The sequence below is a fragment of the Paenibacillus sp. LC231 genome, from assembly GCF_001860525.1.
In the GTDB taxonomy this organism is placed as follows: domain Bacteria; phylum Bacillota; class Bacilli; order Paenibacillales; family Paenibacillaceae; genus Paenibacillus_AQ.
The window spans coordinates 621534-645020 of sequence record NZ_JFOM01000015.1 but is presented as its reverse complement, the minus strand read 5'-3'; the positions used below and the strand labels follow the sequence as shown (position 1 = coordinate 645020).

Below are 23487 nucleotides of genomic sequence, written 5' to 3'. Positions count from 1 at the left end.
TAAAAATGCCTACGAGGTCCTCCAACTAACTGGAGTCTTCGTAAGCATTCACACGAAATACGCGTATCATTATGGCCCTTAAATGTTCTTAACGCGCCGAAACGTCGATTAAGCCAGTTTAAGTTTTTGTTAATTTAAGTCATTCATTACCAATATATTATTATATAAATATTTTTTTGTAAACTATTAATCTTATATGTTTAGTTGTTTATTTTTTCTTTAAATTCCCTATTTCGACATTAATTTCATGAGTTATTTGGTATTATCTGTTCATCAAAAGGAAGTGGGGGAGCAATTTATGTCATGGTATGCCTTATTTGTTAAAACCGGATACGAGTCTTCCATTAAAAAATGGCTTGATGCCAGATTCGATAATAGTTTGCTAACCAGCGTGATTCCCAGAAGAAAAGTACCAGAGAAGAAAGACCGCCAGGAATACCATGCTATAAAAACACTTTTCCCCGGCTATGTGTTTGTTGAAACAAAAATGAATTTTTCCATATATTATACATTAAAAGAGAATCCCTTCATTTACAGCTCACTAAACTATCTTAATAACAAGGATAAGGGATTCCTCCCATCGGATGCGCAGCAAGTCCACCTGCCCTCTCATAAACCGGACGAGTCTTATTTTTTCAAAGAGATCCCCAGAGATGAAATGCTGATCGTTCTCAAACTGATCAGTGATAGTGAAGTTATCGAGTATTCCCAAGTCACGTTCCAGGAGTCCAATGTCATCGTTAAATCGGGTCCGTTGAAGGGAATGGAAAGCCTTATAAAAAAAGTCGATAAGCATAAAAAGCGCGCTAAAGTGTGCATGAACATCATGGGAAGAGAGCAGCTGGTCGATTTTGGAATTGAGATCATTAGATGATTGATACATGGACCTGTTTCCCCACACAAAAAGGGACTGCAAGCAGCCCCTACATTCCTATCAGCGTTATTATGTTCTTCAGAATCTTATCTTTGTACCGCTGGCACCCCGCCCCGCTTCTGCGCCGCTATCTGCGGATACGCAATGCCCAGCAGGATCACGATAACCCCGATCCATTGCAGCGCAGTCACCTGCTCACTCAGCACCAGCACCGAAGCAATAACGGCAACGGGCAGCTCTCCGGCCCCAAGAATGGTTGCCAATCCCGTACTGATTTTGGGCGCACCGAGTGCGAATAGCAGAACTGGAAGAACAACGCCGAATACGCCTAAGATTAAGCCGAACAGCCATAATCCGTTGTCAAACAGGGATATCTCCGTATACACTTTCGGCGTGAACAGGATCGTCAGCAGAATAAGGCCACCCGTTGAGGTATAAAAGCTCCGCGTAATGGGTGACATCTGCGTCTCGACCCGGCCGCTGAAGAAGACAAACAAAGCCATCATCAAAGCCGCGGTCAGCCCCAATAATGTCCCTTTCCAATTCAATTGAATCTCGCCTGCACCCAACATCCCCCCGGCCATCATCGTCCCGACGAACAGGATGATAACGGAGATGACCGTGGACTTATCCGGCCATTGCCGTTTCACAACAGCTTCGATAATGACGCCGATCCAGGTGAATTGAAATAACAGAACGACGGCGATCGATGCCGGAATGCTCTGAAGGGCAAGGTAATATGTGACGCCTGTAAGACATGTGCATGAGCCAGCCTGTCCCGAATTGGCTGATCATTACCTCCTGAAATAGGAACCCCTCCTGGTAAGCAAGCTTTACAACCGTTGACAGAATTCCGAAACAGCATGCTCCCAAAAATACGAAGAATGAATTTTTCAACAAATGCAACAACGTGAAACTCCCCCTTACGCAACAAAAACCCCACTTTCACTGTTTTGGAATCCAGAAAACAGTAAAAAGTGGAGTTGACTCTGTTTGATATTGAATTATGGTCTTATCTTAAGACAAAACCTCAACATTGTAAATACCAACCACTAATTAAGAAGACAACTTTGCAAAAATCTCTTTCAATTTAGCAACGGCTTCGATCTCCAGAGCTTTAATATCCTCTACCAGTGTTATCGCCGTCGTTGCTTGATCCTCCGAATTAGGCTCTCCGCCTACCGGAAATGGGAACATCTGATGCAGGACACTGAATTTCTCGCACATTCCCGTATATAACACGCTGGCTTCTTTAAACTGCTGCGTGAGCTCCGGTCCTTCGGTATTCGCATCCGGCCATGCTGCTATCAGTTCCTTGAAGAACTCAGCAGCGTAATACCGGGCATCTCTTAATACCTCGATGTTGTATGCATGGCCGTTCGGTTCGATCTTCCGCCCCTGCAGCGATTCGATCCAAGCATCGTATGCCGCAATCCCCTTCACTGCCGTCGGAACCACGCTTTCTTTCCCCTCATATTGATCGATGGCGGTATCAAGCGCAAGTCGAAGCTGCTGCTGAAGCGTTAAATCGACCGATCCCTCAATGGCCAGAACGAACAGCTCTCCCATCACACTCCTTCCGAGATTCTCATAAGGGAGCGTATCCGCTTTTCCGCATACTTCCCCGTAGAGGGTTCTGGTTTCATCGTCATAGCCATACAGCGTACCAAATTCGGGAAAGAAAATATCCCATGCCAGCACAGGGTATCCTCGGTCCAGCGAGCTATGAATCAAATCAAGGGCCCTTGGCAGCTCCTGATGAATGCTGCGCTTGCTCATGGCACTCTTCTCCAAGGCAGATGGATCCAGCAGATTGGCATTGGTACCGATGCCGTCCGACATGCCGTCGATGAATTTGGAATGGAAGCCGATATTATGAAGACCCCGGGATAATACTTCACCAAAAAAATACGCGGTCGGACCTGCAATGTGAACCTGATCCGGAATGATGTTAATTCGGAATGCATGACCTGTAAGCCCCATAACCATCGGCAGGGATAGCTTCCGATCTGTAAATTGCAGCATTTTATACATGGCATCCGCTGCGGTTGTCCAAGTTTTGATTTCTTTCAACGATCCTTCGTACTGTAGAATCTTCTTATTCATAATTCCCAAGTCCCTTCTCGTCTTAATATAAGAGTCAACGGTGACGCGAATTTTTTCTTGGATCACTTTCTTCCGTGATCTCGAAATAATCTGATACACATTGGCCGAAGAGAGCTGGAACAAGTCAGCAATTTCTTGCGGGGACAGCTGATCGAAAAAATGAGATTCGAAAATAAGCCGTTCGCGTGGCTTCAGGCGTTGAATGATGTCCGTTATAACACGCAGCGTCTCTTGCTGGACGATTCGTTCCTCCGGTACGTTGAATCCTGCGGCCGCTTTGGCTGAAGAATGATGGAGCCTTCCCAGAATGCTGTCCAGATTATTCCACTGATCTGCACTCCCGGCACTATCATACCTTCCCCTGCCTTCAAGCTCAGTGAATGTCTGTTCTTTCATCGCGGAGCTTCCCTTAAGCCGGGTATAGGCCTGATTCCGTACGATCCGCTGCACCCAGGGCAGGAAACGCCGGGTATCGACCAGTTTGCCCAAGTGCAAAAATGCCCGGACCAATGCATCCTGTACAACGTCCTCTGCCAGGTAGGACTCCCGGGTTATAGCTCTGGCATAGCCATAAACCTTGGACCGATGACGCCGAACAAGCTCCCCGAATGCTTCCCGCTCCCCTGCCTGGGCATATTTCACCAACTCCTGATCTTCCATCTCATCCCACTGGACCGTTCTGTCCGCTGTCGTTTCCAACTGCTCAAACCCTCTTTCGTATCGTTGACTACTTATATGACCAGAGAAGTTCGTCATTTCTGACAACGTAATTGAAAAAGATTATACCTTTTTTTGATTAAGTCTGGTGCCATGATACGAAGTAACCTCGCCAGATTTCGCGGCGAAGTCCTGTCCCTTTTTTTTCATTCCGCGATTAAGTCATATATGTCAGAATATAGTCCATACAGGCAATGGACAAAAGACGCCCAATAATGCGACAATATACTCTGCATGTCATATCTTATATAGTAAGAATAACGAATTTGTACCACTACACTCAAAGAAGCAACATTGCACTTATAGGAAGGGAACGAAAGCATGGCTCAATTATTTTTTAAGTATGGCTCCATGAACAGTGGTAAATCCATCGAAATTTTGAAAGTCGCCCATAACTACGAAGAACAGAACAAACCGGTGCTCCTTTTTACATCCGCTATCGATGACCGGGATGCCGTTGGGTATGTATCCTCGCGAATCGGCCTGCGACGCGAAGCGATACCTATATCCGATACGACCGACATCTACGGGATTGTGAAGGAGCATCAGACTAAGCCATACTGCGTTCTGGTTGACGAATGCCAGTTCCTGTCCAAGGACAGCATCCTGCAGCTCGTACGGATCGTAGATGAGCTTAACGTGCCTGTCATGGGCTTCGGCTTGAAGAATGATTTCCGGAACGAGTTGTTTGAAGGCAGCCGCTGGATGCTGATTTACGCCGATAAAATCGAGGAAATGAAGACGATCTGCTGGTTCTGCGAGCGTAAAGCGATCATGAACCTTCGCGTCATTGACGGTAAACCCGTATATGCCGGCGAGCAGATCCTGATCGGAGGGAATGATACCTACTTCCCTGTTTGCCGCAAATGTCATACCAATCCCCCTTTATCATAGGACTTTTACGAACAACCCACCATTCAAAACGTAAGGAGTAGGATGACCCATGCCGATAGTCAGACCGCTATTAACCGACCAGGACTTTCAGGAAGTTATGGAGCAGCAGATCCGTATACGCATCTTCAAGGATAATCATCTGATTGACTCCGGCAGTCTCGTCATCCGATTCACCGACGAAACCGTCATTACGCAATCCAGCGTCAGTTCGCTCGGCTATCATAAGCGGGATGAATGCGAATTTTTTGAAGTACGGAAATGATAGATGGATGGCCTGAGCGCTTTTAGATTGACGGCTTTCATGGAGCTTCGATCAGACACTCAGGCAATCCCTTCTCCTCGATCAGTGCTTTTTCAGCATACAGTCCGCATATAGCAGATGTTTCTTGCGAGGTAAGGATGGTAAGACTTTAATGGTTTACTTGTTTTTATCTCCTAAATAAACAGGCGGCCTTCTGCAGAAAAGGATCTGCAAAAAACCGCCATTCGTTAATCAACCTATCACATCAAAAGCATGTACGTGCACCTAGTGAATATCTGACTTCGCCATACTCCCACCCAGCACATCCGCGACATTTTGAATCGAAATAAATGCGTTCTTATCTATCTCCTGCACAACCGTCTTCAGCTTCGCAATCTCCAGCCGGGTGATGACGCAATAAATCATCTGCGTATCCTCTTTCGAATATCCGCCCTTGGCATAAATCATCGTCGTGCTGCGGCCCAGACGCTGCATGATGGCACTTGAGATTTCTTCATATTCATTGGATATAATCGTAACGGATTTGGACTCGTCCAAGCCCTCTACCACAATATCCATCACTTTTGCCGCTATGTAGTATGAAAAAATCGAATACATGGCCGAATCTGCACCGAATACAAACCCTGCCGTAATAAAAATAAACACGTTGATAATCATGATGATCTGCCCGACCGGCATGCGCAGCTTTTTGGACAGCAGGATAGCAATGATCTCCGTACCGTCAAGAGCTCCGCCGTAACGGATAACAAGACCTACACCCAGACCAAGGATCAAACCACCAAACAGCACCGCCAAAATTTTCTCGTTCGTAAACGGGTCTACATGATGCAGGAATGTTGTCGCCACCGACAATACCACGATCCCGTACAGTGTGGAAAATGCGAACGTTTTGCCGATCTGCTTATAACCGATGAACAGAAACGGCAAGTTGATAATGAAGAGGAACACACCCAGTTTGATGGGCGTAATCGATGATAATACGATGGAAATACCGGTAATACCCCCGTCGATAATTTCGTTGGGCACCAGGAATATTTCTAGCGCCACGGCCATCAGAACTGCACCGATGGTAATAAAGATGAACCGTTTCAGAATTTCGCCGACTGTCAGATTTTTGTGTTTTTTGACCATGCCATTCTCCTTTTGTATCTTTTTTCACACGAAGTGCCTGTCGAAGAACCATTGTATTAAAAAAAGGAATGGCATGTCAATGTTGACACGCTAAGTGACATGGGTCTTTTAGTCTATTGCCTTGTCATCCAGACATAAGGAACGCAGATGCTGCTCGAGAATCCACTCGATCTTTTCTTTGGCAAGTTGTTGTGGCTTCATGATATGATGAATCGCTAATCCATCTACCAATGCGTATATGCGCTCCTTCTCATAATCAAGATCCAGCTCCGGTTTAGCCAGCTTATGTGCGACCAGGGTATCCACCGCATAGTGGCACGCCTTGGTTAATCCATCATACATATGATCGGTCATTATTCTTAACTCGGGATAGACTAGCGCTTTGGCAACAAACGACATCCACACCTCCATTTCCATCGTCCTATCCTCATCCATCGGCAGAAATTGCATCAATACTTGTTTTACATCCTCAAACACGGGTCCCTTCAAGGATAAAGTAGAAAAGCGTTCTTCAATCCTCTCGATCATCAGGTTCATACAAAAAGCCAACAACTCAGCTTGGCTGGTAAAATAGTGTCTCAGCGAACCTACGGATAACTCCGCCTCTTCGGCGATATTGCGAACCGTCGCTTTTTCGAGTCCACCCCTCTGAATCACCCGCAGGGCAGCCTCAGCGACCCGTTGTCTTTGTTTATCATGATCTACGATTTTCGGCATAATCCCATTATACACTTCCGGTTTTTTTTAATACAACGTACCATAATCAACATTTCAGCCTCTTTTATTTGCTTCTTTAATGCCTACCTTCGTAAAAATAGGTTCTTTCTATGGAACACCTTGATAGAAGCAATACTATATATATTAATGTCAAAAAGAATAGGAACACGGGCAGCGTGTTCTTAAGAGAGGAGCGAGTTCGTCATTCGCACATTAACTGAATCGAAGGCTAAGCATGGTGTCTCTCGGGCATTCCGTGATCGGGAGGGCCGTTTAAACCTGTTCTGGCGTGTCGTCCTTGGGTGGCTGGCTTTTGTTGCAGGGCTCGGACTAGCAGTTGTGATAGCCACGGTAGCGGGTTCATACGAGATCCCCACGCTCGGGCTCCAAATCCTCCTTGCCGTCGTTACAACAAGTATATCCGTGCCGCTGATTTATCTGCTTAGGCGTTATGTCGATCAGCGGCCCTGGAACGGACTTGGTCTTAGCTCTGTTCCTTCCGGTTTTCGTTATTTCCTTCTCGGCATCGGTTTCCTTGCCCTGGTCACGGCAGCAGCCTTGCTGATCGGCAGCGCCGCCGGATGGCTCCGGATCGTGGATTTCCATTTCCCAATCGTTACGATGCTCGTTATCCTCATCAATGTCCCGATTGCATTTTTTTATGAAGCCTTTCCAGAAGAAATCACCTTCCGCGGTTATGTGTACCGGAACTTAAACACCCGTTTTCCGCGCTGGCTTGCTTTGGTCCTTCAGGTCGTAATGTTCGTGCTTGCGCCTATCGCTGTAACGGCATTCATGGTGGCCATAGGAATAGGGACATGGGATTTGATTACGGTGGAGTATATCATCAATTTAGTTGCTTTTGGTACGGTATTGCAGCTGTCCCGCATCGTATCCAACAATTTGTGGATGAGCATCGGCTTTCACCTGGCCTGGCTGGAGATGGTCCGGTACGTTGTGGTACCCTCCCAATATGCATTCATCGAGATCGAATACCTTTCGGTCTGGGGCAATTATATGGTAACGATCGGTTCGGTCATTATTGGGATCATCCTATTGATCGTCTGGTCGCTGCGGAGCAAGAACCGAATCGATTGGAACGGGATCGAGCCGGATCTCCCGCCGGATTCGAATCCTGAAACCAAGGAAGCGCTGCCCGCCCAATCTGTATAAGAACCGATAAAGGATATAGCTCAAACTCACCATGGCTTTAGGGGAGTTTGAGTTTTTCCTGTATCCCTCCCCGGTTCAATACTTGCAATTTATAATATTGATTCTGGTTATGCTATAATATATTTCATCCGTGATCGACCGGAAAATACATAATTTTACCCTAGGCAGGGAGAGGATTTACTCATCATGTTGGAATGGCTTCAGAACTTGTGGACCCATATGAAAGAAATTGACATGGATCAAGTGCAGGAATGGCTTCAGCAGTACTCGCAGCTGGGTCCCATCCCGGGTATTTTGCTTCCATTTATAGAGGCGTTCCTTCCCTTTCTGCCTCTTATCGTACTGGTGATGGGGAACTCCGCAGCCTATGGATTATGGTGGGGATTCTTGCTGTCGTGGATCGGCGTTTGCCTTGGATCCGTTACGGTGTTCTGGATTGTTCGTAAGCTGGGAGGCAAGCTTGGATTGCTTATCCAAAAAAGAATGCCGGGATCCCAGCGCTTCTTCCATTGGATTGAAGAAAAGGGCTTTACGCCGATCTTCATCCTGTACTGCTTCCCCTTTACGCCTTCCTCACTGATCAATATCGCATCCGGCATCAGCACGATATCGGCAACGACGTTCACGATAGCCGTTATGGCAGGTAAATCCGTGATGATTTTTATGGTGGCATTCATTGGACATGACTGGCAAGCCTTTATCCAGCAGCCTTGGCGCATTCTTATCGCGGCCATCGTCCTCTGGCTGCTGTGGCTGGCCGGCAAAAAGATGGAAAACCGTTACCATCATGAAGATCAGCCGGGAAGTGTCGTGATCAGCAGCAAAAAGACGAAGCGTTAGATGTATAAACAAGACCCGCCGATCCCGGTTGCTGGGATGGGCGGGTCTTGTTATGCATGGGCGGGTCGTGATGGAAACCATTATGTTCACTCCAATACGTAAGCCGCCAGTTTATGCACCGTCTCAAAGCCCGCACGATGATACAGCTGGAGCGCTCCTGCATTGTCTTGGTTCACGCATAACGAGATTTCTTCCAGTTGCAGGACTTGGAATAAATAATGGAGAGCTTGATCAATCAGGAGCCCGCCATAGCCTTTGCGCCGGAATTGTTCGGATACCGCGATGTATTCAATATTTCCTTCCTGGAAATCGGGGTCTCCCTCCACATAAACATACCCGACGAAACGGCCTTCTTCCGTAAATATGAAGAGCCGGTGATACTCATCCAGCTTCTGCAAAATAGACTCCGAGCTGAGATAGGTATTCGGGAAGGCGGTGCCATGCAGATTCTCGAACTCATCCCAATATTCGGGCGTGATATCCTGCAATCCAGGCGCGGCATTCGCTAACAAGGTGGATTTTTGGATTTTCAGTACATGATGCACACCTGTCTTTCTTCCCCCTTTGTCCTCCATAAACCTCGCAGCAGACGGATGAGCTACATTATAAAATCCGAAATAGCGTGTTACGCTGCCATTCAGCTTCATTGTTCCATCAACCCATAGCTCCTTCGCCAATCGATGCCAAAGCTCGCCTTCCACATCGATAAAAGGTCCCCATATTTCAGCAGTTCCCTCTTCTTCGTCCACATCGAATCCCAATGCGCCCACCATCTGATCTTGATCATAGATCACGGTAAATCGCTGGCTGCTCAGCCGGCCATTTTCCGAAAAATTTTCCAGCAGCGTGCTGTAGACCTCCCCTTCCTGTTCGCCGCAATATCCGACATGATGATGACGATCTCCATTCATTCGGGCAAGAAAGGAAGACAGCTCTCTTAATTTCGTTTGATCTGTATCCAATACCATCTGTACACATTCTCCTTGTTCAGAATCAGCTTTCCTAGCGTGATTTCCAAAGGCTCCTCGAACCTGTTTTGGTCAATTTTACCACGAGATGATACCCGTGAGCCAAACATGAAACACGAAATGGGCTTCCCATATGCTTGGAAAGCCCATCTCATCTTCTCGATCATTCAATCGGGACCTTGTTTACGGTTGACGGTCATCCCTTCTCGGAATGCTCCCCCTTCCGGGAAGCTCGCATCCGCTCACGTTCGCGCTTCAGTTCAGGCTTGAGGTCATCGTGAACGCTGTTCTCCCACATGGACACGCCTGATCGATACGCCGCTCTCCCGTTCAAGTGACCCGCTACCGGCCCCGTAATAAATACGAATACGATTCCCAGCAGCAGTTTGGCACTGACATGCTCCAGGTAGAAGGTGAAATACAGAAATGCGCCGGCAAGGATCAAGAGGACGCCCAGCGTGGCACTTTTCGTAGCTGCATGGGACCTCATGTAAACATCCGGCAGACGAATAAGGCCGAATGCACTCAATGCACCCAGCAAAGCGCCGAGCAGCACCATCAGCGCGATCAGAAACTCACCGATCTGACTCATCGTTTGTGCGTTCAATGACATCACCCCTCTCAATATATCTGGCAAGCGCGGTTGTTCCGATGAACGTAAGAATTCCGATCAGCAGAATGATATCAAAATACACGGATGTCCGGAACAGCATGCACAGGACAGCGATCATGGACAACAGGATAATTCCGATCGTATCCAGCGACATGATCCGGTCGTTCATGGAAGGTCCCTTGATTAATCGGTACAGGCAGCCCAGAATAGCAAGCGACAAAATCACCAATGAGGCTATCAGCATGCCATGGATCATGTGCGGGTCACCTCCTTGATCGCGCGTTCAAAGGTACCGCGGATCTGATTCGACAGCTCTTCGACATCTTCGATATCCATCGCATGGATATACAGCGTCTGACCATCGCGAGAGACTTCCAGGGTAAGCGTTCCTGGCGTCAAGCAGATCAGGCACGATAAGACCGTAATCTCCCAGTCGGACTTAAGCTCCGTATCGTAGGCGAAGATGCCGGGGCGGACATTCAGCTTCGGTCTTATAATCTGACCGATGACGGTGATACTTGATTTAAACAGCTCTCTTAGAAACAAAAGCAGCAGCATCAGAATAGACCACAGCTTACGCAAATAGAAATCGTTTGGCCAAAAGCGGCGCAACAGATAAATCAGCAACATACCGATCAGATAGCCGACTATCAAATGCTGGGGGGACCAGTTATTGTTCAGGAACATCCAGACAACGGCAATGATGATATTTAACAGGATTTGATGGCCCATATCCACTACTCCTTTAGTACAGCGTTAATGTATAGTGATGGATCGGATAATACGGCGCCTGCTTGAGAGGTGTAGGAATAAATCCACTCCGAACCCACCCCAAGGACAATCACCATAACCGTTAGTCCAATAGCTGCCACATAAGCTGTCCGATGGATTCTGACTGGCTGCGATTCCGTATGCCCGGGTGATTCGCCCCAGAATGCCCCCATAAATACCTTGATCAGGGAATACAATACCGCCAGGCTTGATGCCAGTGCCAGTCCCGTCAACCAATAATGCCCCTCGCTCAAACCACCGCGGACGATAAGAACCTTGCCAAGGAATCCGCTAAGGGGCGGGATGCCGACCAGAGCCAATGCAACGATAAAGAACATCCACCCCACCAAGGGATGGCGCTTCATCAGGCCGCCCATATCACTCAGCTTGTTAGCACCTGCACTGGCAATGATGATTCCGCCAAGAATAAAGAGCAGCGCCTTTGCAATCATGTCATGCATCAAGTAGAATACAGCCCCGTTCAAGGAATCTGAAGATGCTGACGCTATGCCGAAGGCGATAAAGCCGACGCTGATAATAATGTTATAATTCAGGATTCGTCCAAGATCCTTATACGCAACTGCGCCCAAACTTCCCAAAATCATCGTGGCCGCGGCCATCCAGCCGATGACGGCGTGGATGCCGCCGGTATCGTGATGGAAGATCAGTGTAAAGGTACGGATAATCGCATATAATCCAACCTTCGTAAGCAGCGCGCCGAACAAAGCTGTAACTGCCGCCGGTGGTGCACTGTAGGATCCGGGCAGCCAGAAGAACAGGAACAAGCCCGCCTTCAAGGCAAATACAATCAGGAACAACAGGCCGATGACCGATAATATTCCATCCTGCTGTACTTCTGCCACGCGCAGGGACAGATGCGCCATATTCAGCGTGCCGACCGTGCCGTACAAATAAGCAACGGCTGCAACAAACAAGGTGGATGAAATAATATTAATCAGCATGTACTTCAGGGTTTCTCTCAGCTGCCGCTTGGTGCCCCCCAGCACAATCAGTGCATAGGAAGCGATCAGCATGACCTCAAAGCAGACAAACAGGTTAAACAGATCCCCTGTCAGAAACGATCCGATCACACCAGCCAGCAAAAATTGAAAAAAGGCATAGAAGTAATGCTTCTCTCTCTCTTCCCCGATGCTCCGAAAGGAATAGAACAGACAGGCAGCAGCCACAATCAACGTCGTGAGCACCATCAGTGCCGCGAGCATATCGGCTACAAACACGATCCCATAAGGCGGCAGCCATCCGCCCATATGAAGCGTTTGGATGCCTTCGTTGTTTACCTGATTCACGATGAACAACGCCACAAGCAGGTTCAGTATGACACTGACCACACTGATCCAGCGCTGAACACGAACGTATTTGGAGCAAAAAATAAGAATAACGGCAGTAACTAACGGAATAAGGAGAGGCAGAACAATTACATTATTCATCATCCATCCCCCTTAGCTCCTCCATGTTGTCCGTGCCCAAGCGTTGATACGCTTTGTACGCCAGTACGAAGAAGAACGATGTGACGCCAAAACTGATGACAATGGACGTCAGGATCAACGCTTGTGGAACGGGGTCAACATAGGATGAAGCCTTCTCGCCAAGCAGCGGAGCAGCACCGGTCTTCAGCCTAGACATCGTGAGCAGCAGCAGATGGACACCATGGGTTAACAGTGATGTACCGAGAATGATCCGCAGCAAGCTTTTGGATAGGATCTGGTAAATCCCAACCGCGAATATAATTCCGATGGCAAGTGACATATATAGTTCCATGGTCAGTTATCCCTCCCAATCGAATTGATGATGGTCATCGTCACGCCAACGACGGCTAAATAGACGCCGAGGTCGAAGAGAACCGCTGTAGCCAGCTCGGTTTCCCCGAGCAATGGCAGGTTGAAATAATCGAAGGAATGACTTAAGAACGGTGCGTCAAAGGCAAAGGAACCAATCCCTGTAAGCAGGGCGATGGCAAGGCCTGCAGCCGTAACCTTCCGGAATTCGAAAGGCACGATTTTGCGGGTCATGTCCATGCCAAAAGCCATTGATAACAGAACCAGTGCGGCTGAAGTCATCAGCCCCCCGATAAATCCTCCGCCCGGCTCATGGTGTCCCGAGTTGAACAGGAACCACGAGAATGTTACGACGATAAAGACGACCACCTTGGATATGGTTCGCAGGATAACATCATTGCTATTAGGCAAATACGCACCTTCATAACGATCCCGTTCACCGATAACCCCTTCACCCAAATCAACTTTTATCAAGGCATAGATTCCGAGGGACGCAATGCCGAGAACCATAATTTCCAGCAAGGTATCAAATCCGCGGAAGTCCACCAGAATGACATTGACGATATTTTTACCGCCGGCCGAGCGGTAGCTCTCTTTAATGAAGTAATCCGCAATGGAGTCGAAGGTTCTGCCGCTGCTTGCGGCCAGCGCGATCAAGGTTACGACAGCACCCACGCCTATAGATATCAGCAGATTTTTCCACTTCAGGCTCATTGACACCTTCTCCCGCTTCAGCTTCGGCAGATGATAGAAACAGAGCAGGAACAGCATGACGGAAACGGTCTCGACAACCATCTGGGTCAACGCCAAATCCGGAGCCCGGAACAGGACGAAGAACAAGGTCACCATATAACCCGCAGCCCCGGTTAATATGATCGCCATCAATCGTGTCCGTACGAACGGGAGCACAATGACCGGAATGACCAGGCCGAGTATGGCAACGGCCTCATAGAAGGACATCGGTGCGTAGTCCGTCATATCGAATCCGATATGATCAACCAGCAGGAGACCTCCGCCAAGAACGGCTATGAAAAACACAAAGATATAGATCACATAGTGACGCAGCGAACCTGTCATGTAGGTTGAGGTCAGCGATTTGCCGCCTTTTTCGAGAACGCGCAATCCCCCGTCATACAGATTGTTCAATGTAAATCGCTTGAAAATCGTTGTGTTCAAGATACGCACTCTGCCGTGAAGCTTGTACAGAACGGTACCGAGAACAATGATTCCGATGGTCATGTAAATTTCCATTGTCCAGCCGTGCCACATCTCGATATGCACGTGGAACCGGTCCTCTGCCACGAGCAGCCCCGGATGAATGGCGGCCATCGCCGGTTCAATCAGTGCATGAGACAGCAGGTTCGGAAACAGTCCGAACACGATGGCCAGCGATGCCAGAATAACCGGGGGAATCAGCATCCCCAGCGGTGCTTCGTGCGGCTTCTTCTCCAGCTTTTCAGGCTGGTAGCGGCCGGTGAAGGTTTTGAAAACCAGGATCATGCTGTACAGGAACGTAAATACGCTGGCGATCCAGGCAACGACCGGTATCAGCACACCCCAGGTCTCGGCATTCCAGAAATTCATCTGAGACGCTTGAAGGACCGCCGTAAAGAACATCTCTTTACTCAGGAATCCGTTAAACGGAGGCAGACCGGCCATGGAAAATGCGCCAATGACGGCCACGGTGAACGTAATCGGCATGAGCGACATTAAACCTCCGAGTTTCCGCAGGTCACGGGTGCCCGTTTCATGATCCACGATGCCGACGACCATAAACAAAGCGCCCTTAAATATCGCATGATTCATCAGATGAAAGATGGCCGCTGTCGTTGCTTTCGTATAGAGCAGCGTGTCCACGCCGCCTCCATAATAAGCTGCGGCAGAGCCAAGACCCAGCAAGCTCATAATCAGTCCCAATTGGCTGATGGTGGAGAATGCCAGCAGTGCCTTCAGATCTGTCTGCTTGATCGCTCGGATCGAAGCATAGATCAGCGTGGTCAAGCCCGTAATCGCAACGATCCAGAACCAGGAAGCTTGACCCGCAAACACCGGACTAAAACGGGCCACCAGATAGATTCCGGCCTTAACCATCGTAGCGGAGTGAAGATAAGCACTAACCGGAGTCGGTGCTTCCATCGCATCCGGCAGCCAGATGTGAAACGGGAACTGAGCGGATTTGGTGAATGCTCCCAGCAGGATCAGAATCATGGCCGGAATAAACAGCGCGTCTCCCGAAATGCTCCCCACATTAGCTACGATCTCCCGCACACTAAAGGTGCCAGTCATGACATAAAGGAGAATAAACCCTGCAAACATGGCAAGTCCGCCGAATACGGTGATCAGCATGGATTTTAAAGCTCCGTATCTGGAGCGGTCGCGATGATGCCAGAATGCAATCAGCAGGAAAGACGAGATACTTGTCAGTTCCCAAAAACCGTACAGCACCATCAGGTTATCGGAGAGCACGACACCAAGCATGGCGCCCATGAACAGAAGCAGATAAATGTAGAATTTATGGACGGCTTCCTTGTTCTTATCCATATAGAAGATGGAGTACAGTACAACGAGTGAACCAATACCAGATATTAATAGTGCAAAAATTAAACTTAGTCCATCCAAATAAACGGTAAAGTTTATTCCCACGCTCGGAATCCATTCCAGGACCGCTTGAAGCTGTTCACCTCCCTGAATGGTTGGGATAAGTCCTAAAAAATAGGCGAACAGGACAACCGGTACCGGCAAAATGACCCATCCGGTGTGGACACGGCCAATGAGCTTGTAGGTCAACATAACCACAAGCGCTACAATAAAAGGTGCCATGACGGCGATGTGCAGCAAAGACAAAGTCTACTCCTCCTATAGTCCGATTTTTCCTTCATAAGTAGTATTTCCCCATTATTTAGGTATAACTCCAAAAAAACACAAAAAGAGCCCGTTGATGGCAGGCTCCTCCAGGTAAAACCATATGGTATTTTTTCGAATCACACTGAAAATCAGTATATCTTGAGATCAAAGCTTTGTCAAAGGTATCTTGGAATGAAAAGAGGACCTTTGGGAAATCACTGTATGTAAAGGAGTGATTCCCATGATGATCAAAAAAGCGGCTGTCTGCGCTTTCATCTTTCTTGCAATATTGGCAGCCGCCATCTTAACGAATATACGTACGCATCCCGGATATCAACAAGACAACTCGACAACCAGAGTTTATCAAATTCAAGAACCCCCATGGTTCTTACCCCGAGAATACGTAAAAATCATTCGAACGTCACCCGAGCCCCTGCCGGATGAGCCCTAATTAAACAGGCATACGGCATTTATCCGTGAAACTGAATTTCTTTATTCTCCTTGCTTCGTTTATTTCTTCGAATTACCCATGAAATGATCAGAATGATGGCCAGCACCGCGACAATTCCCGCCGCATAATATCCATACCGGTCAATCAGGGCTCCAATATGATCGACGACCTGATCTCCGACAAACATGCCCAAAGAGAAATAACCGATGGTCCATACAAAGGAGGCGGAATACGAATACACCGCAAATCTGCGATACGGCATCCCCTTCATGCCAACCGCATAAGGAGTGACGTTGCGCAGAATGGGCAAAAAAGCGCTGATACATATGGCGTAATTGCCATATTGACGGGTCAGACGTTCGGATACATCGAGAAACTGGCGTATCTTCGACTTTTCCCCTACACGGTTTAACAGCTTGCTCGCGGTAAAGCGGCTAAGCATGTAACCTACCGTCGATCCCGAACACACGCCAAGAAACGTCATGATAAAAGACGGAACCGGCGTTAAAATCTCGGATGCCGCTAACGCTCCGCCTGTCATTGCCACGACTTCATTAGGCACAGGAAGACCGACCAAGCCAAGGCACAATACGAGGAATAATGCGTAGTGCCCGATCTGTTCAATAAAATCTAATAGCGTATCCACTCCTGTCCCCCTAATCCGTCCCTAGAATATAGTATCAGCTTATATGACAACGTGGCTTTCGCAAACATGCTGCAGGCGAGGATATGAACTGGACCTGAGACCAGTTTTATTTATGGATCATGCCATTAGAGATTTTTAAATGCCGATATGAAAGAACCCGGATCATCCTTCACCGTGTAAGAATACACGCCTTGCTGGGTGTGCAAATATAAGAAACCACCGCCGTCTCCCATAGGCCGATACGACAGATCAAAGACCTGCTTGATCGGGAACTCCCGGTATTTCGTTACGATTCGATCCTCGTACAGGAACATCTCCCGCCCCTGCTCTTCCGTCCGTTGTTCGATACCATCCACCACTCGGTTGATTTTGTAGTACGGCTGTACAGCTACCCAATTCACAAGCTCCCTCCTTGCTGTCTGTGCATTTTTATTTGGAAGATCGCACTTCCCCCTTCTTCTTTCTGCGGCTCTTGATTCGTTCCAGCAGCTCCAGCGCCCCAATAAAGAGTACGAATACAACGAAAAGCGCTATCGCCCGGCCGGGCTCGATCAGACCGGTAACAGACGCAACGATGCCGGTAATGCCTACAACAAGAATACCTAATACGGATAGTCTCCAACCTGTTAACATATGTATGCTCCTAAAGTAAACGTAAATTGCCATCCTTCGAGATCATGGCTCCATGATCAAACACTCGCTTGACACACACGGAATGTATCATAAAGAAGCCCCTAAATTCAAGTTATGATCTTCTCCAATTTCAATTGCCAACACGCATCACATTTGCCATAATTTACTCAGGAGAGAAATAATAAGCCGACCTCCGAACACGATAAAGAAGGAGGAACATGTAATGAACACAACAACCTGGATTCTGATTATTTTATTTGTTGCGGTGGATGTATGGATTATTTCTTATTTCGTGAAACGCTCGTTGCGTAAACACAGCGGTCAGCAGCTCCCAAAAGGCAATAAGCACGGACGCGGGAAACTACCCGAGCTGCCGCCGATCGTCAAGGCAGGAAGCCCGGCGAGTGAGCTTGTCGGCAGACTGGAGGCTGCGCTCCCCTACACCTATCAAAACTTGCTGAAGCAACGAGTGATGAGTGAGCATCCGAATCTGTCCGAACAGGAGTACGAATGGAGATGGCAGGAGCTTAAACGGTTCTTTATCATGTGCGCGGTGCTGGATCGTGTCCCGATGTTCAGCAAAGACGTGGATGAAGTATGGCATGAAATGCTGATGTATACATACGAGTACCAGCAATTCTCGGAACGCTTTCTTGGCAAAATGCTTCACCACGCTCCAAACACCGGAATCGAGCATGTGCCTATTCCGAATGAACGTGCGTGGTTTGATACGGTATATGTACAATTATTCGGCTGGCATGAATACAGCGCCGAGCTATGGGGGGCTTTCTTCCGCGTCCCGCTGCCGCGCGAAGAACTGGAGGCCGTAACTTCCCGCCACTTCACCGTGAATCATGGCCAGAAGCGCTTTAATGCCTGGACCTATGAGAAGATTCCTGCAGCCCGCACGGCGATTGATGCGATCATCCAGGATCTGCAGGATCGGGTTCGAACCGCCCAAGAGAAGCCGGCGCGACAAGAGAAGTCGGTCAATTTCCAAAATAGCGATATGCTCCTGGCAGCGGCCGTCTTTTTTGCCTGGAACGCACCGGAACAATTTGGTGACCACATGATCCCTGATGAGCACGAGCTTCATAAAAATAACAGCAGCTCCTCATGCACCTACGCCTCGGCATGCGGGTCCGGCGGATCCGATTCGGGTGATGGATCCTCAGGCGACGGATCTGGATCCTCTTGCAGCAGCGGTTCATCCTGCAGCAGCGGATCCTCTTGCGGGAGTGGCTGTGGCGGCGGCTGCAGCAGCTAAGTTACAAACTTTACGACAACGCCTGTTTATAATGAATCGAACAAAAGCATGGAACTGAGAATTCAGGCCCATGCTTTTGGTTTTATCCAGCGTTCAAACCCCGCCGTATACAGCTTGGCCTCGTCTTACCTTGATATCGCCAAACCTGAATCTCCTCTCCAAACGCGAAGTAACTCTCATTCTTAGCTGGATCTCTGACGAAATTAACCTGCATTGAAACAGGATCTTAACATGGGTTAAAATTTCAGTTCCTATAGGTACAAATGCCCGCCCCCCCCTTTCCTCTACAACTACATCAAAAAAGCACCTGAACCCATTCTTCAAGGTTCAGATGCTTCTATTCATAATATAATTTAGGCTAACTAGTGGTTTGATGTGAGTACCAACCCGGAACGGGTTTGCGGTCCTACCTTACGCACGGAAATCTGGTTCCGCTCGGCCCAACGCGTGAGACTCCGAATTCCTTCACAATTTTTCTCTTCAAATTTAAAGCAGCAATACATCGGATTCACGTTCTTGTTCTTGAGGTTTATCTGGAATGCGGCTTTATGGCATCCGGAAACCTTGATCTCACGAATCTGATCGGCATGAATCTCTACGCCATTGATGGTAATCATATCCGAATTCTCCTGAATATTCACTTCCCGTTTCACCAATCGGGCATACCCTTCAATTGCTAGTGCCGCAACAACAACGACATTCACCGCCATCTGCATATAGAATAGGACAGGATAGGAATATTGGGTCAAGGTAGCTACCTGAAACAGGATAATGCTAATGACAAAGGAAAATAAAATAACGTCTTTCATTCTCGTAGAGTAATGGATTGCGTATTTCATCATAATCAGCTCCGTTCATTCTGTAAGGGTTTTCATTTAACTCTTACCTTATTATAACACCATTGTACATAATTTTGACACATATCATTCACATTTTTGTCAAAAAAATTATTTGCTTCGTTCCTTATCCTATGCTTATCCAACAAGCTGCGTGTCGTTCCTGGAACGATTCGTATACGGATTGTCCTCCTAATAGCAAAAAAAAAGCATCCCGCCAGATCCAAGATCTTTTGGGACACCCTTTACTTCAACACTTATGTCTTTATTTGGTTAACGCTGTATTTCCTTCCTTCCGCCGAAACCTCTTCATCAGAACGGACACGGTATCAATAAGGGTAATGATCACGATGACGTAAATAAGACCATCTCTGGATCGATCCCAAATTGATTTTACGATGTCGTACGATTCACTTCCCGGTGTTACGAAACCCGTCTGTGCTAGCTGCTCCATGAAAGACGGATTCCAAATCGCCATATCGGAGAACAGAATCACCGCAACGATAACGGAAGCAACGTTAAATATGACATGCATGACGGCAAGCTGCGGCGTCCACTTTCTTGTGATTAATTTCCTTGCTTCATTGAATATGCTGAAGGCGGTAAGAAGCCATATCAGCGGCAAATACTTGGCAAAGGAAGCCTGTTCAAACACCGGAATGGCGATCGAGTTTTCATCAAATCGATGAACACCGATCAGATTAAGGGAAAACGTGAACAGGACGAAGAACAGCACGGAAAATAGAATGCCCAGCACCGGCTCGATCGGTTTAATCCGAACGGCTGGTTCCGGAATTACAGGCAAATCCGATGGTTTCCAAGCGTCCTTAGAAACTTGCCGAGCACCGCGATATTCGATATAGGCAAAAATAACGGTAACCCATGCGAACCCGTGAATAGCCACACTCAGCAAGGAGACAAAGTACTCCAGAAGCTTCTCGGCGGTAGGATCCGAGCTTGTAAAGAAATCAACCATGTACGCGATGCCAAGAGCGATGACGACCGAGTACAATACAATCCGCAGGACAGACCAATAACTGTCGATCAAACCGGGTCCAATGAGATACCGTTCTCTTCCTCTATATCTAGCTGCCATGTCTCCGGGTGGCCCAAGCTCGAGCAGCACCTGTTCTATATCTTCAGTGCTTGCAATCCCGACGCCTGCTCCCCTGTCTTCCAGCATATCTTCGATGAGTCCATGAAGTTCCTTTTCAATATCGGCTCTTTGTGATTCGGGCAGCTTCTGCGTCACTGCATAAATATACCTGTTAATCAGATCCATTACTAAACGTCCCCCTTGTCATCAACAAGCCCTTCAAGACTTGTCATCATAACTTTCCATTCATGGTAAAGCTGCCGATATATTTCTTTCCCTGTCTGACTTATGATGTAATATTTTCTCGGACGAGCTTCATTCGTGTCCCACTCGCTATCCAGCAAGCCTTGTTTCTCCAACCGCCGCAGCAAGGGATACAGAGTACCCGCTTCCACGCTGATACCCTTCTCCTGCAATATGGTCACCAATGAGTATCCATACTGAGGTTCCGACAATTGGCTGAGGACACCAAGTATGATCGTTCCTCGCCGAAGCTCCTGCACCAAACTGTTCAGAATATCTTGATCCTCTGACATATCATCAACTCCTGTAATCATTATACTGTACGACGCACACTAATGTATATAGACAATTAATAATTATTTACAATTATTTTTTGATTATACTTGTTGTAAGGCTGCTAAACCAGGAAGCAGGCTGCGTGAAGACCTGCACTTTCATCTAAAAAAGGTTATCCTATGGCCGGGATTGTCCCAGGTCATAAGATAACCTTCTTAAATGCTCTCATCTCACAGCGATGTTGTTCCCTCATTCCATCGTCAAAACTGCGCTTCTCGAAATGCACTTCAAACCGAAAACATGTCAGTCCTTATCGTCCCTCAGGAACGAAGACTGACACGCTCATGACTTTTTATCGTAAAATAACTACACGATTTCCTGCGGTTCCTTACCCAGTAGACCCAACAGACGGAGGCCGTACTGTATACCGTCTTGATCAACATCCCTGGTTATATGCCTGGCCGCCTTCTTGACGATTTCCGGCGCATTGCCCATCGCCACACCGTGGCCCACGTACGACAGCATCTCCAGATCATTCAGATAATCGCCAAAGGCAATAGTATCTTCCAGATCGATGTGCAGCAGCTGAATCAATTGTTTGATCCCTTCGGCTTTGGATCCCCCGGACGGCAGCACATCGATTCCATAAGGACCCCATCGAACGAAATCGAACCGGCCTGCGAAATTGTTCACGTAAGCCGCTTCCTCATCCTCCGTGCAGAATACAATGGCCTGATAAATATCTCTGCCCAAGTTATATTCCGGATCATATTCAGGGATCGTGAGTTTCAGTTCCCCCCAGCTGGAATCGATATGAACGTGCTCGGTTACGTTCATCTTCATGGCTTCACTGCCGGCATATATGATCGGATGATCAAACTCAACGGCCTGCTCCGTCAGCTTCTGCAAGGCATCTTGCGCCAATGGATTTCCATAGATCGGTTTGCCTTCATGAACCACATACTGACCGTTCATACAAACATAGGAATTGATACCGAGCTCCTCCCGCAGCTCTTCAAAATGATAGGGAGCGCGCCCTGTCGCTATAGCGACGATGTGCCCGGCATCCTTTAACTCCTGAATGGACTCTTTCGTTGTAGCCGGAACTTTCTTTTCATGATCCAGCAGCGTCCCGTCGATATCAAAAAATATGATTTTCTTATTCAATGAAACTCGCCCCTCTTCCGTAGATTCTAGCCAGTAACCATATTGTAAATGATGAAAAGCATTTCAGAGCAAGCCATTATTTCAGCAAGGTCGTTCGAACACTTCCCGATAGTGCATAAAAACCCGCGCTGGAGCACGGTTTCTGTGGTATTTTACATAAGCGCAATTTGCCGTCATTTTCTTATCTAACGACAACAAAAGAGTCCGCCTTGTGCAGACGGACTTCTTCTATGGGCTTATTTCACTTCCGAGCGAACCTCATCGAGCATTTCATGGGCGCACCTTCATTCATATGCAAATGGTCTGTGGCTTTCCTTTAGGCTTGCACGGTTCGCCCGGCCGACTCGACGGTATGCTTCAGCAATGTAGCAATCGTAACGGGGCCGACACCTGCCGGTACCGGTGTAATCGCAGATGCCACGTTCGCGCAGGCTTCATAATCGCAGTCGCCGATATTCCCTTTATTGTAGCCGGCATCCAATACAACGGCACCCGGCTTAATCCAGCTCCCTTGAATGAAATTAGGTTTGCCTACGGCCGCAACCACGATATCCGCCTGGGACACAAGCTCCCCGAGGTTCTTCGTTCTCGAGTGGCAGATCGTAACGGTAGCATTGCGATTGAGCAGCATCATCGATACCGGCTTACCCAGAATCGGACTGCGTCCGACCACCACGGCATGCTTCCCTTCGATCGGCAGATCATAATAATCCATAATCGCAATAATCGCGGCAGGCGTACAAGAAGGATAATCGGCAAAACCAAACGCATTTTGCGAGAAGCCGAGCGTGGTTACTCCATCCACGTCTTTTTCAATGGCAATGACATCAAAAGCCGCCCGTTCATCGATATGATGCGGCACCGGATGCTGCAGCAGAATACCGTGGACATTCGGATCCTCGTTCAGCTCTTGTATCGCGGCGATCAGCTCCTCGGTCGAGGTCGATGTCTCCAGCACCACTTTCTTGGATATGATGCCAAGCCGCTCGCAAGCATTTCCCTTCATCCGCACATAGGTCGCAGAAGCAGGATCATCGCCAACCAGAATCGTTGCCAGACAAGGCGTTATCCCGTGCTGCTTCAATTCCTGTACCTTCACCGCCAGCTTTGCCTTAATATCATCGGATACCTTTTTTCCATCCAAAATTACGGGTTCCTTACTCATG

At 47.9% G+C, this 23487-nt stretch carries 26 protein-coding genes; 7 read left to right on the top strand and 19 right to left on the bottom strand.

The annotated features are described in order from the left end of the window. The first annotated feature begins 298 nt into the window (after positions 1–298). Positions 299–874 carry an antiterminator LoaP gene (loaP, locus tag AK95_RS13110; RefSeq protein WP_071220383.1) on the top strand — a complete coding sequence of 192 codons (576 nt, stop codon included), beginning with the start codon at positions 299–301 and terminating at the stop codon, positions 872–874. 86 nt (positions 875–960) lie between these two features. Here loaP and AK95_RS13105 read toward each other — a convergent pair whose 3' ends face one another. Next, positions 961–1524 (bottom strand): EamA family transporter, encoded by a 564-nt coding sequence (locus AK95_RS13105; RefSeq protein ID WP_083397609.1) that lies wholly within the window; start codon positions 1522–1524, stop codon positions 961–963. Between the two features lie 406 nt (positions 1525–1930). Beyond that, positions 1931–3679 (bottom strand): RNA polymerase sigma factor, encoded by a 1749-nt coding sequence (locus AK95_RS13100; RefSeq protein ID WP_071220382.1) that lies wholly within the window; start codon positions 3677–3679, stop codon positions 1931–1933. 339 nt (positions 3680–4018) lie between these two features. Here AK95_RS13100 and AK95_RS13095 point away from each other — a divergent pair, with 339 nt between their 5' ends. Then, positions 4019–4591 carry a thymidine kinase gene (locus AK95_RS13095; RefSeq protein ID WP_071220381.1) on the top strand — a complete coding sequence of 191 codons (573 nt, stop codon included), beginning with the start codon at positions 4019–4021 and terminating at the stop codon, positions 4589–4591. Positions 4592–4640: 49 nt separating this feature from the next. Further along, positions 4641–4853, top strand: coding sequence for a hypothetical protein (locus tag AK95_RS13090; protein WP_071220380.1), 213 nt, complete (start codon positions 4641–4643; stop codon positions 4851–4853). 264 nt (positions 4854–5117) lie between these two features. Here the strand turns inward: AK95_RS13090 and AK95_RS13085 are convergent, their stop codons facing one another. Beyond that, positions 5118–5984 carry a YitT family protein gene (locus AK95_RS13085; RefSeq protein ID WP_071220379.1) on the bottom strand — a complete coding sequence of 289 codons (867 nt, stop codon included), beginning with the start codon at positions 5982–5984 and terminating at the stop codon, positions 5118–5120. A 108-nt stretch (positions 5985–6092) separates the two neighbouring features. After that, positions 6093–6701 (bottom strand): TetR/AcrR family transcriptional regulator, encoded by a 609-nt coding sequence (locus AK95_RS13080; RefSeq protein ID WP_071220378.1) that lies wholly within the window; start codon positions 6699–6701, stop codon positions 6093–6095. Positions 6702–7040: 339 nt separating this feature from the next. Between AK95_RS13080 and AK95_RS13075 the strand changes: the two genes are divergently transcribed. Both AK95_RS13075 and AK95_RS13070 read left to right on the top strand, forming a co-directional pair. Further along, positions 7041–7874 (top strand): CPBP family intramembrane glutamic endopeptidase, encoded by an 834-nt coding sequence (locus AK95_RS13075; protein ID WP_343225161.1) that lies wholly within the window; start codon positions 7041–7043, stop codon positions 7872–7874. Positions 7875–8060: 186 nt separating this feature from the next. Next, a complete protein-coding gene (locus AK95_RS13070; RefSeq protein WP_071220376.1) occupies positions 8061–8714 on the top strand; it encodes a TVP38/TMEM64 family protein in 654 nt (217 codons plus the stop codon). Between the two features lie 86 nt (positions 8715–8800). Here the strand turns inward: AK95_RS13070 and AK95_RS13065 are convergent, their stop codons facing one another. The 7 genes from AK95_RS13065 to AK95_RS13030 all read right to left on the bottom strand — a co-directional run bounded on the left by AK95_RS13065 (position 8801) and on the right by AK95_RS13030 (position 15706). Then, positions 8801–9682 carry a GNAT family N-acetyltransferase gene (locus AK95_RS13065; protein WP_071220375.1) on the bottom strand — a complete coding sequence of 294 codons (882 nt, stop codon included), beginning with the start codon at positions 9680–9682 and terminating at the stop codon, positions 8801–8803. Between the two features lie 196 nt (positions 9683–9878). Beyond that, complete coding sequence (gene mnhG, locus AK95_RS13055) at positions 9879–10274, bottom strand: monovalent cation/H(+) antiporter subunit G (protein WP_071220373.1); 396 nt, start codon at positions 10272–10274, stop codon at positions 9879–9881. Next, a complete protein-coding gene (locus AK95_RS13050) occupies positions 10258–10551 on the bottom strand; it encodes a Na(+)/H(+) antiporter subunit F1 (RefSeq protein ID WP_071220372.1) in 294 nt (97 codons plus the stop codon). Before AK95_RS13050 ends, mnhG begins: the two co-directional genes overlap by 17 nt. Next, positions 10548–11027 (bottom strand): Na+/H+ antiporter subunit E, encoded by a 480-nt coding sequence (locus tag AK95_RS13045; RefSeq protein ID WP_071220371.1) that lies wholly within the window; start codon positions 11025–11027, stop codon positions 10548–10550. Before AK95_RS13045 ends, AK95_RS13050 begins: the two co-directional genes overlap by 4 nt. 5 nt (positions 11028–11032) lie before the next feature. Beyond that, positions 11033–12514: a Na+/H+ antiporter subunit D gene (locus tag AK95_RS13040; protein WP_071220370.1), complete on the bottom strand. Its 1482-nt coding sequence runs from the start codon at positions 12512–12514 to the stop codon at positions 11033–11035. Continuing rightward, on the bottom strand, positions 12507–12845 hold the full coding sequence (locus AK95_RS13035; protein ID WP_071220369.1) for a Na(+)/H(+) antiporter subunit C: 339 nt from the start codon (positions 12843–12845) through the stop codon (positions 12507–12509). Before AK95_RS13035 ends, AK95_RS13040 begins: the two co-directional genes overlap by 8 nt. Before the next feature lie 2 nt (positions 12846–12847). Further along, on the bottom strand, positions 12848–15706 hold the full coding sequence (locus tag AK95_RS13030) for a Na+/H+ antiporter subunit A (protein ID WP_071220368.1): 2859 nt from the start codon (positions 15704–15706) through the stop codon (positions 12848–12850). Between the two features lie 241 nt (positions 15707–15947). On the opposite strand from AK95_RS13030, the gene AK95_RS13025 reads away from it, so the two are divergent. Beyond that, entirely contained in the window at positions 15948–16157 is a 210-nt protein-coding gene (locus AK95_RS13025) for a hypothetical protein (protein WP_071220367.1), read from the top strand. Positions 16158–16176: 19 nt separating this feature from the next. Here AK95_RS13025 and AK95_RS13020 read toward each other — a convergent pair whose 3' ends face one another. From AK95_RS13020 to AK95_RS13010, 3 genes are all read right to left on the bottom strand, one after another. Next, the gene (locus AK95_RS13020) at positions 16177–16803 is read right to left on the bottom strand and encodes a DedA family protein (RefSeq protein WP_071220366.1); all 627 of its coding nucleotides are present in this window, start codon (positions 16801–16803) and stop codon (positions 16177–16179) included. 125 nt (positions 16804–16928) lie between these two features. Then, on the bottom strand, positions 16929–17204 hold the full coding sequence (locus AK95_RS13015) for a hypothetical protein (RefSeq protein ID WP_071220365.1): 276 nt from the start codon (positions 17202–17204) through the stop codon (positions 16929–16931). Positions 17205–17232: 28 nt separating this feature from the next. Beyond that, complete coding sequence (locus AK95_RS13010) at positions 17233–17436, bottom strand: hypothetical protein (RefSeq protein WP_071220364.1); 204 nt, start codon at positions 17434–17436, stop codon at positions 17233–17235. A 223-nt stretch (positions 17437–17659) separates the two neighbouring features. Between AK95_RS13010 and AK95_RS13005 the strand changes: the two genes are divergently transcribed. Then, positions 17660–18703: a glycine-rich domain-containing protein gene (locus AK95_RS13005; protein ID WP_071220363.1), complete on the top strand. Its 1044-nt coding sequence runs from the start codon at positions 17660–17662 to the stop codon at positions 18701–18703. Positions 18704–19065: 362 nt separating this feature from the next. Here the strand turns inward: AK95_RS13005 and AK95_RS13000 are convergent, their stop codons facing one another. The 5 genes from AK95_RS13000 to AK95_RS12980 form a co-directional block, all read right to left on the bottom strand. Continuing rightward, on the bottom strand, positions 19066–19545 hold the full coding sequence (locus tag AK95_RS13000; RefSeq protein WP_235613090.1) for a hypothetical protein: 480 nt from the start codon (positions 19543–19545) through the stop codon (positions 19066–19068). Between the two features lie 259 nt (positions 19546–19804). Beyond that, on the bottom strand, positions 19805–20821 hold the full coding sequence (locus tag AK95_RS12995; protein WP_071220361.1) for an HAAS signaling domain-containing protein: 1017 nt from the start codon (positions 20819–20821) through the stop codon (positions 19805–19807). Between the two features lie 2 nt (positions 20822–20823). Further along, positions 20824–21171, bottom strand: a complete 348-nt coding sequence (locus AK95_RS12990; protein ID WP_071220360.1) for a PadR family transcriptional regulator — start codon at positions 21169–21171, stop codon at positions 20824–20826. 349 nt (positions 21172–21520) lie between these two features. Beyond that, on the bottom strand, positions 21521–22321 hold the full coding sequence (locus AK95_RS12985) for a Cof-type HAD-IIB family hydrolase (protein ID WP_071220359.1): 801 nt from the start codon (positions 22319–22321) through the stop codon (positions 21521–21523). A gap of 316 nt (positions 22322–22637) precedes the next feature. Then, positions 22638–23486, bottom strand: a complete 849-nt coding sequence (locus tag AK95_RS12980) for a bifunctional 5,10-methylenetetrahydrofolate dehydrogenase/5,10-methenyltetrahydrofolate cyclohydrolase (protein WP_071220358.1) — start codon at positions 23484–23486, stop codon at positions 22638–22640. Between the last annotated feature and the right edge of the window lies 1 nt (position 23487).

Bases quoted from the DNA above. Each gene is read 5' to 3' on its own strand.
- loaP (WP_071220383.1), top strand. From the start codon at position 299: ATGTCATGGTATGCCTTATTTGTTAAAACCGGATACGAGTCTTCCATT.
- AK95_RS12995 (WP_071220361.1), bottom strand. From the start codon at position 20,821: ATGGATCTGATTAACAGGTATATTTATGCAGTGACGCAGAAGCTGCCC.
- AK95_RS13035 (WP_071220369.1), bottom strand. From the start codon at position 12,845: ATGGAACTATATATGTCACTTGCCATCGGAATTATATTCGCGGTTGGG.
- AK95_RS13080 (WP_071220378.1), bottom strand. From the start codon at position 6,701: ATGCCGAAAATCGTAGATCATGATAAACAAAGACAACGGGTCGCTGAG.
- AK95_RS13090 (WP_071220380.1), top strand. From the start codon at position 4,641: ATGCCGATAGTCAGACCGCTATTAACCGACCAGGACTTTCAGGAAGTT.
- AK95_RS13045 (WP_071220371.1), bottom strand. From the start codon at position 11,027: ATGGGCCATCAAATCCTGTTAAATATCATCATTGCCGTTGTCTGGATG.
- AK95_RS13095 (WP_071220381.1), top strand. From the start codon at position 4,019: ATGGCTCAATTATTTTTTAAGTATGGCTCCATGAACAGTGGTAAATCC.
- AK95_RS13040 (WP_071220370.1), bottom strand. From the start codon at position 12,514: ATGAATAATGTAATTGTTCTGCCTCTCCTTATTCCGTTAGTTACTGCC.
- AK95_RS13010 (WP_071220364.1), bottom strand. From the start codon at position 17,436: ATGTTAACAGGTTGGAGACTATCCGTATTAGGTATTCTTGTTGTAGGC.
- AK95_RS13005 (WP_071220363.1), top strand. From the start codon at position 17,660: ATGAACACAACAACCTGGATTCTGATTATTTTATTTGTTGCGGTGGAT.
- AK95_RS13070 (WP_071220376.1), top strand. From the start codon at position 8,061: ATGTTGGAATGGCTTCAGAACTTGTGGACCCATATGAAAGAAATTGAC.
- AK95_RS13085 (WP_071220379.1), bottom strand. From the start codon at position 5,984: ATGGTCAAAAAACACAAAAATCTGACAGTCGGCGAAATTCTGAAACGG.
- AK95_RS12980 (WP_071220358.1), bottom strand. From the start codon at position 23,486: ATGAGTAAGGAACCCGTAATTTTGGATGGAAAAAAGGTATCCGATGAT.
- mnhG (WP_071220373.1), bottom strand. From the start codon at position 10,274: ATGAGTCAGATCGGTGAGTTTCTGATCGCGCTGATGGTGCTGCTCGGC.
- AK95_RS13000 (WP_235613090.1), bottom strand. From the start codon at position 19,545: ATGATGAAATACGCAATCCATTACTCTACGAGAATGAAAGACGTTATT.
- AK95_RS13050 (WP_071220372.1), bottom strand. From the start codon at position 10,551: ATGATCCATGGCATGCTGATAGCCTCATTGGTGATTTTGTCGCTTGCT.
- AK95_RS13025 (WP_071220367.1), top strand. From the start codon at position 15,948: ATGATGATCAAAAAAGCGGCTGTCTGCGCTTTCATCTTTCTTGCAATA.
- AK95_RS12990 (WP_071220360.1), bottom strand. From the start codon at position 21,171: ATGTCAGAGGATCAAGATATTCTGAACAGTTTGGTGCAGGAGCTTCGG.
- AK95_RS13065 (WP_071220375.1), bottom strand. From the start codon at position 9,682: ATGGTATTGGATACAGATCAAACGAAATTAAGAGAGCTGTCTTCCTTT.